15 protein-coding genes and 1 riboswitch are annotated in these 15,111 nt (G+C 31.5%); of the genes, 9 read left to right on the forward strand and 6 right to left on the reverse strand.

All coding sequences use genetic code 11. The features are described 5' to 3' along the window. The first annotated feature begins 350 nt into the window (after nucleotides 1-350). Nucleotides 351-611: a hypothetical protein gene (locus LQ675_RS06045; RefSeq protein WP_239727203.1), complete on the forward strand. Its 261-nt coding sequence runs from the start codon at nucleotides 351-353 to the stop codon at nucleotides 609-611. On the opposite strand, the gene LQ675_RS06050 is transcribed toward LQ675_RS06045, so the two are convergent. From LQ675_RS06050 to LQ675_RS06060, 3 genes are all read right to left on the reverse strand, one after another. Continuing rightward, nucleotides 608-1,009: a hypothetical protein gene (locus LQ675_RS06050; RefSeq protein ID WP_107602504.1), complete on the reverse strand. Its 402-nt coding sequence runs from the start codon at nucleotides 1,007-1,009 to the stop codon at nucleotides 608-610. The genes LQ675_RS06045 and LQ675_RS06050 overlap by 4 nt on opposite strands. Nucleotides 1,010-1,317: 308 nt before the next feature. Next, on the reverse strand, nucleotides 1,318-1,668 hold the full coding sequence (locus tag LQ675_RS06055; protein ID WP_107602505.1) for an NUDIX domain-containing protein: 351 nt from the start codon (nucleotides 1,666-1,668) through the stop codon (nucleotides 1,318-1,320). Nucleotides 1,669-2,058: 390 nt separating this feature from the next. Next, the gene (locus LQ675_RS06060) at nucleotides 2,059-2,928 is read right to left on the reverse strand and encodes a DMT family transporter (protein ID WP_107610501.1); all 870 of its coding nucleotides are present in this window, start codon (nucleotides 2,926-2,928) and stop codon (nucleotides 2,059-2,061) included. A gap of 447 nt (nucleotides 2,929-3,375) precedes the next feature. On the opposite strand from LQ675_RS06060, the gene LQ675_RS06065 reads away from it, so the two are divergent. From LQ675_RS06065 to menC, 4 genes are all read left to right on the forward strand, one after another. After that, nucleotides 3,376-4,215, forward strand: a complete 840-nt coding sequence (locus LQ675_RS06065) for a DegV family protein (protein WP_048539507.1) — start codon at nucleotides 3,376-3,378, stop codon at nucleotides 4,213-4,215. 141 nt (nucleotides 4,216-4,356) lie between these two features. Next, on the forward strand, nucleotides 4,357-5,523 hold the full coding sequence (locus LQ675_RS06070) for an MFS transporter (protein WP_025905549.1): 1,167 nt from the start codon (nucleotides 4,357-4,359) through the stop codon (nucleotides 5,521-5,523). A gap of 116 nt (nucleotides 5,524-5,639) precedes the next feature. After that, nucleotides 5,640-7,049: an o-succinylbenzoate--CoA ligase gene (menE, locus tag LQ675_RS06075; RefSeq protein WP_107602475.1), complete on the forward strand. Its 1,410-nt coding sequence runs from the start codon at nucleotides 5,640-5,642 to the stop codon at nucleotides 7,047-7,049. Then, a complete protein-coding gene (menC, locus tag LQ675_RS06080) occupies nucleotides 7,036-8,034 on the forward strand; it encodes an o-succinylbenzoate synthase (RefSeq protein ID WP_075578052.1) in 999 nt (332 codons plus the stop codon). Before menE ends, menC begins: the two co-directional genes overlap by 14 nt. 46 nt (nucleotides 8,035-8,080) lie before the next feature. On the opposite strand, the gene yidD is transcribed toward menC, so the two are convergent. Both yidD and LQ675_RS06090 read right to left on the reverse strand, forming a co-directional pair. Continuing rightward, complete coding sequence (yidD, locus tag LQ675_RS06085) at nucleotides 8,081-8,305, reverse strand: membrane protein insertion efficiency factor YidD (protein WP_025905546.1); 225 nt, start codon at nucleotides 8,303-8,305, stop codon at nucleotides 8,081-8,083. 10 nt (nucleotides 8,306-8,315) lie between these two features. Then, entirely contained in the window at nucleotides 8,316-9,101 is a 786-nt protein-coding gene (locus LQ675_RS06090; protein ID WP_107610456.1) for a hypothetical protein, read from the reverse strand. Nucleotides 9,102-9,167: 66 nt separating this feature from the next. Here LQ675_RS06090 and ytkD point away from each other — a divergent pair, with 66 nt between their 5' ends. Together ytkD and LQ675_RS06100 are read left to right on the forward strand one after the other, a co-directional pair. Continuing rightward, on the forward strand, nucleotides 9,168-9,632 hold the full coding sequence (gene ytkD, locus LQ675_RS06095) for an RNA deprotection pyrophosphohydrolase (RefSeq protein WP_048539511.1): 465 nt from the start codon (nucleotides 9,168-9,170) through the stop codon (nucleotides 9,630-9,632). Then, on the forward strand, nucleotides 9,616-10,392 hold the full coding sequence (locus LQ675_RS06100; RefSeq protein WP_172965060.1) for an alpha/beta hydrolase family protein: 777 nt from the start codon (nucleotides 9,616-9,618) through the stop codon (nucleotides 10,390-10,392). Before ytkD ends, LQ675_RS06100 begins: the two co-directional genes overlap by 17 nt. A 21-nt stretch (nucleotides 10,393-10,413) precedes the next feature. On the opposite strand, the gene pckA is transcribed toward LQ675_RS06100, so the two are convergent. Further along, nucleotides 10,414-12,015 (reverse strand): phosphoenolpyruvate carboxykinase (ATP), encoded by a 1,602-nt coding sequence (gene pckA, locus LQ675_RS06105; protein ID WP_048539512.1) that lies wholly within the window; start codon nucleotides 12,013-12,015, stop codon nucleotides 10,414-10,416. Nucleotides 12,016-12,197: 182 nt separating this feature from the next. After that, nucleotides 12,198-12,309: riboswitch (SAM riboswitch) on the forward strand. A gap of 103 nt (nucleotides 12,310-12,412) precedes the next feature. Between pckA and metK the strand changes: the two genes are divergently transcribed. Beyond that, nucleotides 12,413-13,606: a methionine adenosyltransferase gene (gene metK, locus LQ675_RS06110; protein ID WP_048539513.1), complete on the forward strand. Its 1,194-nt coding sequence runs from the start codon at nucleotides 12,413-12,415 to the stop codon at nucleotides 13,604-13,606. Between the two features lie 560 nt (nucleotides 13,607-14,166). Continuing rightward, entirely contained in the window at nucleotides 14,167-15,078 is a 912-nt protein-coding gene (locus LQ675_RS06115) for a nuclease-related domain-containing protein (protein WP_048539514.1), read from the forward strand. The last annotated feature ends 33 nt before the right edge of the window (nucleotides 15,079-15,111 follow it).

Consider the following 15,111-nt stretch of genomic DNA (forward strand, 5'->3'; position numbering starts at 1 on the left):
GGTATTATCTAAAAGTATATTAAAGGACTCACTCTCCGCTTGTACCTTAATAATCAACTAATCCAAGACGTTGATATTGCTAGAAACCCCATGATAGTGGGGTTTCTTTTTTATGACTTTTTTAAAGAGTGGTAAATAAAATTTTGTGCCAACCATATGCCAACGTGCATGTTATTTTAGTGTTTTTGATGCCAACATAAATTAGATTCCAAGACTAGGTAGAGAAGGGGATTACTATATTATAAATAAGAGTTTGATAATTTTGACATTCTATATTGTTGTCAATTTGATTTTATTATAATATATACTTAATTAAACAAGAAAGTGGGAGTATATAAGGAGGTGTTTTTATGAATAGTGAATATATTACAAGACGAGAATTTCAGCAGCATGAAATAAATATGAACAATAGATTCGATGCAAGCAATGATAAAATTTCCTTAACTAAAGATGTTTTATCAGGAGAAATAAAAAATGCTGTTTCCGAGTTGAAAAATGAAATAAACGATAATAAAGTTACATCAAAACGTTTTTGGATAGGTATTAGTATACCAACTATATTAAGCCTTTTATCTATGATTATCACTATATTAGTAGCATTGCTATTTTAACTTAAACATACCTTAATCAATTGTTCATTATTATGTTGAAGTGCTTTTACATCATCATTGTTAAATTGTTTAATCTCTCTTTCTAGCTTTAAAATTTTGTAAAATACTTGAATTGCATGAACTGGATCACTCGATGAAAAAGAAAAGATTAACATTCGATTTTCACCATAATCTAAAATTAATTTACTAGAAATAAAGTTTTCTATTGTATCTAATGAAACAACCTCTGACCACGGGATTTGAAAAGTTAAATTTGCTTTATGCTGCACTAATATAATTTCTTGTATTGTCACAAATATTGAACCTATTACATACTCTTTATCAATCTTAGTTGATGTTTCAGATTCTAGTAAGACCTCAACTTCAGGGAATTTAGATTGAAACAACATTTTATCCATTTTTTAGCTTTCAATTTCATTTCACCCTTTCTAATTATTTATAACGCTAGTGAACACGAGTATTTATAAAAAGTATGTCAGTCTTCTTTCTTTTTAATACTAAAAATTAATAAAACAAGTGGAACACTAAACATTACAGGCATTATAAAAATCAGTGGCAAAGTCATAAGAGCCATGTATAAAAATGTGCTGTCTAATGTGTATTTGGACATGTGTATCATTCCTTTAAAATTAAAATCTTTTATTTTTTGGATAAAAATATTTTGTAAAATTGATTATGTATGACTTATATATGAAGAATTAATGATTTAAAACCTCAAATCATCAATAAAATAATACTCTTTTTTGTTTCTAAATAAATAATTTTGTAAAGGGACTAAAATGTCTTCACTGATTAAATAATTATGAAGTTCGTTGAAGCTGATCCATTTTAATTCTACAATTTCATTATCTGGATTGTTAATAGAGATTTCACCGTTAAAATTTAAACACTTAAAATAAGTTACTAAACAATGAGCATTCTCACTAGGTATGTTATTTTCAGCTATATATGCTAGTTCGTATTGATTTAAAGTTAATCCTGTTTCTTCAAATACTTCTCTAATTAAAGATTCATATAAAAACTCACCTTGCTCAACTACGCCTCCAGGTAACTCCATAAATATTCATTATTATATTCATTTTTAACTAATAAAATAGTATTTTCTTTAATTAAAATAGCATTTATGACTCTATAGAAATTTGTCAAAATTATCACTCCTTTATTGTTTAAGTATATTATAATAGAGTTGTTAAAGTATGATAATTCAATGTGATAGATAACAGATAAATTCGCTAAGATCATACGTAATATAAGATTTGGAGTTGATCACATTGTCAAATATTACAAAAATTAGGATCAGAACGATTTTGAACTATATTTCTGGTATAGCATTACTTGGTTTAACGTTTTATTTACTATTTTTATTGTAACCTTGTTACGATATATGGGCAAAATAAAGGCTAGGACTTTTTTATTTAAGTCCTAGCCTTTAAATATTCTTAAATATTCATGTCACTTCAGTTTTCTGTGCTTTTAAGAAGAAATACACGCCTACGAGTACGATAATGATACCTAGTATTTGTACGTATCCTAAGTATTCTTTAAGGATAAATATTGCTAATATTGAGGCGCCTACGGGTTCTAATAGCATGCTCATTGATATGGTTGTTGGATTGATTATATTTAAGAGATAATTAAATATGACGTGTGCTATTGTTGGGAAAATTGCCAATGATATAAATAAGAGCCATTCTTTCATTGAATAGTTTACTAATGTAGCATGCGTAATGATGTTATAAATGAGTAAAACAACGCCTGCGAAGAAGAACACAATGATGCTATAAACCCAATGTGTGAGTTTGAGCATTGCATTCTTTCCAATCATTAGGTAACACACTATAGATATTACGCTTAATAAGGACAATACATTACCAATCATTGCAGTTAAGTCAGTTATATTAAAGTCGCCCCAACTTACGATTACAACACCGATAAATGATATTAAAATTGTATTGAAAACTTTTAGCGTTATTTTTTCTTTATAAAATAAGAAACCAGCGATTATCGCAATAATGGGTTGTAAAGATAATATGACTGTTGAACTAGCAACTGTTGTTAATTTTAAAGAACCAAACCATAATCCGAAATGGAGCGCTAAAAATAGACCAGCTAATATAAGATAAAGCACGTCTTTTAGATTTAATTTAAAGATTTCTTTTTTATATCGATATGCAAAAGGTACTAGTAAGATGACTGCTATAAACATCCTGTTCATGCTTATCACGCTAGAAGGGGCGTTTGATAGCTTTACCAATATTGCAGCTAGTGAAATGGCAATAACTGAAATAAGTAATAATATATTTGTCTGTTTGTTCATAAGCAAAACCTCAATTATAAATTATAATTTTAAATGTTTGATTGGATAATCTTTCTCTTGTAGTTCTGTTTTTAATAAACTCATTGTTATGACTCCTATCTAGTTATCAATATTAAAATGATAGCATATGTAGGTTAAATGCGTATAGCGTATTGTCATTTTTTTTATAAAGTTACCAATCTTATAAATACTATATTTTAATAATAAATTTATAGGAACATTCTAATGTTAAAATTAGATTCGTTGGTGTAAAGGTATTGATATTTCTAAGTATTTATCAATTTATTATACTAGAATGATATTTGTGGTAATTATTATATGATTGCTTTAACTTATCTGTTCTGTTTTTAATTGTTTCAATATTGATTATATGTTATTAATTAAGTTAGGTTAAAAATACTTAGTTATAAAGTGAATGCATTTATTGTATATACAATGGAGGAAGTAATGAAATTAGCGTGGTTAATTGATACAACAACTTATATTGATCAAAATATGGATGATAAAGATTTATTTGTCGTTTCTTTATCTACAATTATTAATGACAAACCTTATAAAGACTCAGAATTTGAAAGTTCAAAGTTATTTTTTGATATGTTAAAAGAAAATGGTAATGGTGCAAAAACGGCTCAACCTACACCTCAAGATTTTATTGAAACGTATGAGCAAATTCAAGAAGAAGGCTATACACATGTTATTGCAGTTCATCCTTCTAGTAGTTTATCAGGCACATATGCATCATCGCTATCAACTGCACAATCTTTCCCAATGGAAATTCATGTAATTGATAGTGGAACAGGTAGCTTTCCTCAAAAAGAATTAGTCGAGTATGGTAGAAAACTTTATGATGAGGACTATTCATTTGAAGAAATCGTTAATAAGTTAGAAGAAGTTAAACATACAAGTGAATTATATTTGTTGCCAAGAAACTTACAACAATTAAAGAATAGTGGAAGGGTTTCGAACAGCAAATATTTATTAAGTAGTTTGCTTCATATTAAGTTATTATTGAAATTAGAGAACAGTACAATCGACTTAGAACTTAAGTCTAGAGGCAACAAGAAAATAGAAGCTTATTTAATCACACATATTAAAGAAATTATTGATAAAGGTGTTACACATATTGGTGTATTACATGCTGGGAATGAGCAAGAAGCACATGTGTGGAAAGAGCGCATATTAACTTTAAATAAAGATGTAAGTGTATATATCGAACCATTAGTTCCTGTAGCATCTGTTCATACTGGATATGGCACGATTGGAATAGGTTGGATACAAACTCAATAATGAAAACGTTTAAAAACCTGAGAAAAAATTAACTCAGGTTTTTTTCTATACAAAATTCAAAAAAACTCTTGTAATTGCTTAGCAAAAGTACTAATATGGATAAATCTGATTAAAATAATAAGATTAAAGGAGCGTTGAGACATGAAAAAATATCCTTTAGCGATTTGGATACTTAGCCTTGGTGCTTTTGCGATAGGTATGACTGAATTTGTAATCATGGGTTTGTTACCTAATATAGCGAGAGATCTCGATGTAACGGTATCCGATGCGGGTCAATTGATTACAGGTTATGCATTGAGTGTTGCAATTGGCGGACCGATTATAGTGTTAGCGACTTATAAATTACCTCGAAAAAATTTACTCGTCTTATTAATGGCTATTTTTATAGTAGGTAACGGGATAGGTGGTATTGCGCCTAATTATGGTTCGCTTATGTTAAGTAGAATTATTGCCGCTTTAGCACACGGTTCATTCTTTGGTATAGGTTCAATACTTGCAGCAAGTATGGTACCCCCTCATAAAAGAGCAAGTGCAATGGCTTTAATGTTTATGGGATTAACAATGAGCAACATCATTGGTGTACCATTCGGAACATTTGTTGGCCAAATTTTTGGCTGGAAAATGACATTTATTATTATTAGTGTTCTAGGATTATTAACATTAATAGGTATTATTCGATTTGTACCTAATCAAAAAGATACACAGCCGATTTCAATTAAAAATGAATTGAGTGTATTAAAAGATGTTAAACTTTGGCTGACACTAGGTGTAACACTGTTCGGATTCAGTAGTGTATTTGCTTATTTCACGTATATTTCTCAAATATTAATTAACGTTTCGCATATAGAAGAACGTTGGATTTCATTTGTGCTTATTATATTCGGTGTTGGTGTAACATTTGGTAATATTATTGGCGGCAAATTAGCAGACTGGAATTTAAATAAAGCATTGAATACGATATTTATCGTCTTTCCAATATATATCTTTATGATGTACTTTATTCAAAATTATAGCTTGCTAATGGTTGTTGGTATTTTTGTATTTGGTTTGATTGGATTTAGTATGAGTCCATCATTACAATTTAAAAGTATGGTCATTTCACAAGATGCACCAATGCTTGCTAGTACGATGAATCAATCTGCATTTAACATCGGTAATGCTCTTGGTGCGTTCATCGGCGGTATCGTAGTAAGTCAATTAGAAGTTAAGGACCTAGCGTTAGTCGCGCCATTCTTAACAATTATAGGCCTTGTCTTCTTATTACTTGAACGATTCGTTACACAAAGAAGAGAAAAAGAAGCAATCTAATATGCTGAAAACCTAGGTGAATTTGTCACCTAGGTTTTTTGATGTTTTAAAGCATTTTTTATGTTTAAATTCAAAAATATCGTTATAATGAATAATGGTATAAGGAGGTCCAAACGATGAAACATTGGATTGAACAACAGGTGGCTCGAACACCACATAAAATTGCAATTCAACAAGGTGATGTTGAATTAACTTATAGGCAGCTATTTAACGATTCTAAAAATAAAGCACAATACATTAAACTACTTCAATTGAAAAGAGTTGGATTATATATAAAGAATGATATTAAACATGCATCACTTATCATTGCAGCTTGGTTAGCAAATGTAGAAGTGGTTATGATTAATACAAAGTTAACACCAGTCGAAATTGAACAACAATTGGACAGTATTGGTGTTCAAACTGTCTTTACGTATAAAACTTTACATATTAAACAAAATTGTATCGATATCGAGGATATACATTTGGACGACATTAAACATGAGGATTATGATTTTACGTTTGATATGGATGATATTGCGACGATTATGTTTACTTCTGGTACAACTGGTCCTGCAAAAGCTGTACCACAAACTTTTTCAAATCATTATTTTAGTGCAATGGGTTGCAAAGAAAGTCTCGGCTATGATGAATCAACGAGATGGTTGTCCGTCTTACCGATATACCATATTTCAGGTTTAAGTGTGTTAATACGTAGTTTAATTGAAGGTTTTACTCTTATTTTAGAACCGAAATTTGATGTTGATCGCGTGATACATTTAATTAAAAATGATAACATCACACATATTTCATTAGTGCCTCAAACACTACAATGGTTGATGCAAGATGAGTTAACACAACCATATCAATTAGAAAAAATATTGTTAGGCGGCGCAAAGTTATCTGAAACGATGATTAATAAAGCGTTAGACAATCAATTGCCGATATATAATTCGTTTGGTATGACTGAAACATGCTCTCAGTTTGTTACAGCAAGTCCAGAGATGTTACGTGAAGAACCAAGCACAGTAGGGAAAGTACCTTCAAATGTAAGACTCAAAATTTTAAATCAAAATGAAGAAGGACATGGGGAAGTCGCTGTATCCGGTGGCAATGTGATGAATGGCTATTTAACAGGTAGTCAGAATTCAGATACATTTGAAGATGGTTATTTTAAAACAGGTGATGTTGGATCAATAGATGATTCCGGTTATGTATATATTTATGATAGAAGAAAAGATTTAATCATTAGTGGTGGAGAAAATATTTATCCATTTGAAATTGAACATGTTATATTAATTCATCCGGATGTTCAAAATTGTGTTGTTGTACCAGTTGATGATGAAAAGTGGGGTCAAGTACCTGCATTAGTGTATGAAGCGGAACAGACTATCCAAGATGATACATTTAAAAATATACTCAATAATAAATTAGCAAAGTATAAACACCCAAAATACTTTTATAAAATAAACGAAATTCCAAGAACTTCAACTGGTAAACTTTCAAGATATAAAGTAAAGGCGTGGGTCATGAATGAGAAAAAATAGTTTGCATTTCTATAGATTCAAAGCACCTTTCAGAGTACCGATACGAACACCTTTAATAGCATTAAATGAGCGAGAAGCATTAATTGTAGAATGGCAAGATATGAATGGGTCTACGTATTATGGTGAATGTAATGCGTTTAATAGTGACTGGTATCATTTCGAGACAATAGATAAAGTTGAAGAAACTTTAATAAAATGGTTTGAAAAACATGAATTTGTTGATTTTAATAGTTATCCATTATGTTGTGAATTAATAGATGAACTCATCGAATATCCGAATGCACGTAGCGTTATGTCTATGATATTCTTTCAGAAATTTCATGAGTTAAAGCCGATTGAAGTGGCATATGGTGCAACAATTAATCAAAATATTGAACACTATTTTAAGCAATATAATGGTGAATTACCAACGAGAATTAAAATAAAATGGCATAAAGAAGTTAATCGAGATATAGATTTTTTAACAGAACATTATCCACAAATACAAAGAGCGATTGATGCAAATGGTGTGTTAAATCATGAACATGTGTCTTTATTAAATACATTTAAAGATGAACAATTTATATATATTGAGCAGCCATTTTCTAAATATGAGGACTATTTTGAGCATATCAGTGCGCTTAAGTTACCAGTATTTATTGATGAAAGTGCTTTAAATTTAGAGCAAATTATTCAATTTAATCAGCATAATCTGATCGATGGTGTTGTGATTAAACCTTCACGTGTTGGAGGTATAGATAAAGCGCTTGAAATTATAGAATATTGTCGCGAACATCAACTTAAATATGTCATAGGTGGGATGTATGAATTTGGACTCAGTAGTTACTATACTGCATACTTAGCTCAGCAAAGTTCTTATCCGAGTGATGTAACACCAAGTGATTATTACTTTACAGAAGATTTCGTTGTTAATAGTTCAAAGACTCAAGGTCATCAAATTAAATATTTGCCACCAATCGTTGATAAAGATAAATTAACAAAATAATAGGCATATGTGCTAAATTTTTAGCGCATATGCCTTTAAATAAATGTTATGAATCTTTTTTAGGTGGAACAGGATCGTATCCACCTGGATGAAATGGGTGGCATTTTAAGATACGTTTCGTACCTAACCAAGTTCCTTTTATGACACCATATTCTGAAATAGCTTCAACAGCATAGTTAGAACATGTAGGTTGGAACCTGCATGTAGGTGGTGTCAATGGGGATATATATCGTTGATAAAGGCGTATTAATTTAATAAATACTTTTTTCATATCAATGCTCCTATTTATAATTGTTTTTCGTTAAGTTTTGGTATGGTTTAACATCAGTGGAATTGAATTTATAGAAATCTGTTGTCTGTTTCATATGGATGTTAATCGTTTCATTTTTAATTTTTCCAGTTGCTTTAATGTTAAAGGTTAACGTTTTTGGTAATGTTTTGTCTTTTTGGAATGTAAGTTTAAACTTACCACTTTTAATTTTTAAGTCATTAATATTGCTTAATGACGCTTGATCTGCCAGTGGTGATTGACTAAATCCTAGTTGATAGAGATACTCCATAACTTTTCCTGTACCTTCATATGAAAGAGTATTGTTTTCTAAAGTGACATCATCTTCAATAGGTTTTAGTAAACTTTGATTAAAAGTCGTTAAATCGAACCAATCTTGCCCAATTTTTTGATAATAATCGATCTCGGCATTTTTAGCATGATAATTTAAATACTTAGATTTAGGGGAGGATTTGATTTCGTTTGAATCAATCCAAACACTTTTATTATGCACTGGAAATTGTTTTGTATTACTTTCTTGTTCGACATTAAATGCTAGTTTATCATGGTGGTTTGTTCGGCCATGTGACAGTTGTTTAAGCGTTGTTTTTTTATCTTGAAAATCAACTGTTGTTTCGTTACTAGATTTAATCGAATGTGAATCTACTTTTTTAATGTTTTTTTGAAAAGCTTCGATAGCATCGCTACTATCATCAAATTTATTTTGACCTTCTAGACTACAACTTGCTAGAATAAGAGTAATTGTTAATACTAAGGTCGTTAAGGTTAACTTTTTCAATATCTTCTACCTTCCTAATAATATGTATATACAGTTTATCATAATTGAAGAAAGAGGTCGTGTATCATGCGCTACAAAGATCCAAATGGATTGGATGTTGATTTAGTATATAAATGTCCAACAGATCAACAAAATGCGAAACATGTTCTTGGTATTCCGATTTTTAATAATGAATATGTGTTAACGCATCATAAGATAAGAGGTATTGAATTTCCTGGTGGGAAAGTTGAACCAAATGAAACGAATAAAGAGGCTGTTCAGCGTGAATTATATGAAGAAACGGGTGCGGTCGCTAAAAATATAACGTTTATAGCTTCATATACTGTACATGATAAAATCCCATTTAATAAAGATGTCTATTTTATTGAGGTCGAATCATTGGATAGCAATAAAGCATATTTCGAAACTTATGGACCCGTTATTGCTAAAGAAATTAATGATATACCTGAAGAAGAAAAGAGCTTTCTTTTAAAAGATACAGCAATATTAAAGTGCGTTGAAAGGGTGTATAAACTTGGATTTCTACAGTAAGAAAAAAATGCCAGTTTTCTTTAATCATCATCTAACTGAAGAAGTGATATATGAAGTGGATGAATTGAAAGTTAGAGGCATGTTGATGACACCAAATGAACGTGTTAATCGCATAGTTGTATATTTACGTGGTGGCAAAGGACAAGTAGGTAGAGTGAGACCAGGTCGTATGGCACAATTTAAAGATAAACATACAATTGTATTTGCACCTTATTACAGAGGTAGTAACGGTAGTGAAGGTAGAGACGAATTTTGTGGTGATGACCTTCATGATGTTATAGAAGGTATAGAAATATTAAAATCACACTATCCAAATGTTCCTGTTCATATGATTGGATTCTCTAGAGGAGGTATTCAAGGCTTACTTACGTATCAAAAAGTGAATGCAACGAGTTATATTATATGGGGCGGCGTGTCAGATTTACTAATGATGTACGAAGAACGAATAGATCTAAGAGGGATGTTAAAAAGAATGGTTGGACATCCTAAAAAACAATTTGAAGCTTATGCACGTAGAAATGCATTGCAATCTATTCATAAAGACAGTCCACCTATATTAATCGTTCATGGTGATAAAGATAAGCAAGTAAATATTAATATGGCATATCATTTAGAAGAACATTTAAAGCAAGAAGCGGTTGATCATCAAACGATCTATTTAAATGGGGAAGGGCATGTTTTAAGACCAGAAATAGAAAAGCAAACATTGTTACAAATCAAAGAATGGATGTATAAATGTGAAAAAAGCTTGGACCAATAAGGCCCAAGCTCTTTTAGTATTTTATAAGCGATTATACGTAAATCCGCCTTCTTCTTGAATATGTTCAGAAGACTCTCCGAATTTACTGAAGTTTTCTTTGAAGTTCTTAGCAAGTAATTTTGCTTTTTCGTCATATGCGTCAGAAGATACCCATGTATTACGTGGATATAATATTTCCGAAGGTACACCTGGTACATGTTTCGGGATATTAAGGCCAAAGATATCATCTTGAACAAATTCTGAATTCTTAATTTCTCCACTAATTGCACGACGAATCATTGAACGGGTATGTTTCAAATCCATTCTTGAACCTACTCCGTATTCGCCACCAGTCCAACCAGTGTTTACAAGATAAACATCTACATTATGTTCATCAATTAATTTACCAAGTAATTCAGCGTATTCAGTCGCATGTAATGGTAAGAAAGGTGAACCGAAACATGTTGAGAATACTGGTTGAGGGCTTGTTACGCCTCTTTCTGTACCTGCTAACTTAGAAGTGAAACCACTTAAGAAATGATACATAGCTTGAGATTTATCTAATTTAGAAATAGGTGGTAATACGCCAAATGCATCTGCAGTTAAGAAGATAATTGTATTTGGGTGACCAGCTATTGATGGTGTAATAATATTATCGATAAAATCTATTGGGTATGCAGCCCTTGTATTTTCAGTTAATGTAGTGTCGTCATAATCAACTGAACCATTAGGATTTACGGTAACATTTTCTAGAACTGTACCATAACGAATAGCATCGTAAATTTGTGGTTCTTTTTCACGACTAAGACTTACTGTTTTAGCGTAACAACCACCTTCAATATTGAAGACACCATTTTCGTTCCAACCATGTTCATCGTCTCCGATTAATTTTCTATTAGGATCTGCAGATAACGTTGTTTTACCTGTACCAGATAGACCAAAGAATAAAGCTACATCTTTGTTATAACCTACGTTTGCTGAACAGTGCATACTCATAATGCCTTTTTTAGGTAATAAATAGTTCATTACTGAGAATATACCTTTTTTCATTTCACCAGCGTATTCAGTACCGCCAATTAGTATGACACGGTGTTTGAACGAAGTTATAATGAATGTCTCAGAATTTGTACCGTCTTTTTCTGGATCAGCTTTAAATCCTGGTGCACTAATAACAGTGAAATTAGGGCTGATATTAAGTGCTTCTTCTTTAGTTTCTGGGCGGATAAACATGTTCTGTGCAAATAAATTATGCCAAGGCATTTCGTTAATCACGCGTAAATTTAATCGTGATGATTCATCTGCACCTGCATATCCATTAAAGACATAAAGTTGTGATTTTTGGTTTAAGTAGTCAATAACTTGATCATATAAATTTAAAAAGTTACTTTCTGAGATAGGTTGGTTGATTGTACCCCAATCAATATCTTGTTCAGTATCTTCCTCTTTAACGATAAATTTGTCTTTAGGAGAGCGACCTGTGTATTTACCAGTTTCCATTCTGATTGCGCCAGATTCTGTTAATACGCCTTCTCCTGCTTCTAGAATGTGATTGTACAATTCGGTTCTAGAAAGTTGCTGTAGTGTAGTGTCCTTCTTTAAAAGGTTTGAAAGTTCGATTGATTCGGTAATTGACTGTATTGCCATAAATGACGACCCCCATGTCTAATATTAGTGTTGTAAGCATTTTCATGGAATTAGTATAACACATTAAAATATATAGTCTATACTAATGAGTGAATTTGTTATAAAAAATTTTTGGAAATTTGAATGTGTTTCGTTCCATTGACATATTATGAAAACTTTAGTATTATCATTTCTGACGGATTCTCTTATCCTGAGTGGTGGAGGGACATGGACCCAATGAAACCCAGCAACCTCTTTCTAATGAAAGAAAGGTGCCAAACCGTTTGCAGACCAATATTGTCTGAACGATAAGAGCGAATGGACGAGTGTGCCTTCTCTCTATATCTTTATTGAGAGAGGGCACTTTTTATTTGCGCTGAGGAAGAGACCGTACAACTTTATTTAAAGGAGATTTTTTATGTCAAAGAATAGAAGACTCTTCACATCAGAATCAGTAACAGAAGGGCATCCAGATAAAATTGCGGACCAAATTTCCGATGCTATCCTGGATGAATTATTAAAAGGCGATCCTAAAGCAAGAGTCGCTTGTGAAACAACAGTAACAACTGGTATGGCTTTAATTGCAGGTGAAATTTCTACTTCAACATATGTAGATATCCCCAAAGTAGTTAGACAAACAGTAAAAGATATAGGATACACAAGAGCGAAGTATGGTTATGATTTCCAAACGATGGCGATTTTAACTGCTATTGATGAGCAATCACCAGATATTGCACAAGGTGTAGATTGCGCACTAGAAGATAGAGATGATTTATCAGATAGAGAAATAGAATCAATTGGTGCAGGTGACCAAGGTCTTATGTTTGGTTTTGCTACAAATGAAACGGAAACATACATGCCTTTACCAGGATATTTAGCTCACCAACTTGCGAAGAAATTAACAGATGTACGTAAAGACGGTACTTTAGAATATTTACGTCCAGATGGTAAGACACAAGTAACAGTTGAATATGACGAAAATGACAAACCAGTAAGAGTAGATACAATCGTTATTTCTTCACAACATCATGAAAAAATTGAATTAGAAAAAATTCAACAAGATATTAAAGATCATGTTATCTATCCAATCGTACCTAAAGAATTATTAGATGAAGAAACTAAATTCTTTATCAATCCAACAGGTAGATTTGTAATTGGTGGACCACAAGGAGATGCTGGATTAACAGGTAGAAAAATCATTGTAGATACATACGGTGGTTATGCAAGACACGGCGGAGGATGTTTCAGTGGTAAAGATCCTACTAAAGTAGATAGATCAGGTGCATACGCTGCTAGATATGTTGCTAAGAATATAGTAGCAAGTGGATTAGCAGATAAATGTGAAGTCCAATTAGCATATGCAATTGGAGTAGCACAACCAGTATCCATTTCAATAGATACTTTTGGTACAGGTAAAGTAGAAGAAACTGTATTAGTAGAAAAAATAAGAGAAGTATTTGATTTAAGACCAGCAGGCATTATTCAAATGTTGAATTTAAGACAACCAATCTACAAAAAGACAGCAGCATACGGTCACTTCGGTAGAACAGATGTTCAATTACCATGGGAACAATTAGATAAAGTAGATTTATTAAAAGACTTATTAAAATAAACAATTACGCTCTGTATAGAATCTTACGGGATTTATGCAGAGTTTTTATTTTATTTTAGAAGGAAGTTGGGGTGTTATTAGCAGTTTTGGTTAGAAGTGCAAATACTGGGGTCGTTATTAGCAGTTTTAGTTAGAAGTGCAAATACTGAGGTTGTTATTAGCAGTTTTGATTAGAAGTGCAAATAAGGATACCGGTATTAACACTTCTAAGTAGTTTTGTAATTAAGGCGGTCCATAGTAACATTTCAGCCGACTTTTGTAATTATAGACGCCCATAGTAACACTTCAGCTGACTTTTGTAATTAACGCCCCCGTTATGGACAAGTTTGGCCTGAAGTGTTCACAACAACGCTCATAATTACAATTCATGCAAGTTTTGTAACAGCAATCCGCTATATATTCATAAAATATTTACTATTAAAGTGTGGTTTAACTACTCAAATGTATGAAGTATAAGAAATTACGTTATATTATCAATATATTTCATGATATATACTGAATTTATTTGTAATTTTTACTATAATGGAATTAATACATATGAAAGGGAGCGATCTACAATTATGAGTCAATTAGAACCGATTCATTATGGATTAATCGCAGCGGTCGTCATTGCGATACTATTTATTATATTATTCTTTGTTTCATTAAAACAGAAACAAAAATCTTTGAATAAGATTCAAGAAGCTCATAAAAAAGAAAATGAGACGCTTAAATCTGAACATAAAGAAAAGTTAGATCATGAAAGAGTTGAAAATAAAAAGGTTCTAACGAAACAAGAAGAAACACATCAAGAAGCAATTTCACAAAAAGAAAGAGAAATTGACTCATTAAAGTTATTTTCTAAGAATGAAGGGGAATATATAACTGATAGACACTTGTTAGAGTTAAGAGACCAACTTGTAAATGAACGTCGTATCAGACCTGAAGACATGCATATTATGGCTAACATCTTCTTACCTAAAGATCCATTAGGTAAAGTTCGACAAATAGATCATTTAGTCTTAACAAGAACGGGTATTTATGTAATTGACTCTAATTTAGTAAGTGGTCATATCTATCACGGTATTACAGAACAGCAGTTTAGTGATTTTCCAGTATTAGGACAAGTCTTTGAAACATTGGATTTAAACCCAAACAAAGAACAAACGTTATTACTTGAAAAACAACCAAATAATAAAACTGCAGCTTTTCATTCATATACTAATGAAGTTAAAGAAGTTGATAATACAACTGAAGAATTACAAAGGCAGTTAGAACTTAAATATACACCGACACCTATTATTTACTTCCATCCAAATGAAGTAAGTGAAGCAACTATCAGTAATTATTCACAAGACCCTAACATTAAAGTGTTAGTTGGTGAAAAACAACTTCAACACTTCTTTAATAAATTTGTATTTCATGGTAGATTCCAATATAGTGTGGAAGACCTTGAGAGAATTATGGATGAAATTGAAAAGTTTAACCCGTAATAACTAAGCGCTGCATATTATGTAGCGCTATTT

Origin of the sequence: Mammaliicoccus sp. D-M19 (genome assembly GCF_022386695.1) — a bacterium.
Taxonomy (GTDB): domain Bacteria; phylum Bacillota; class Bacilli; order Staphylococcales; family Staphylococcaceae; genus Mammaliicoccus; species Mammaliicoccus sciuri.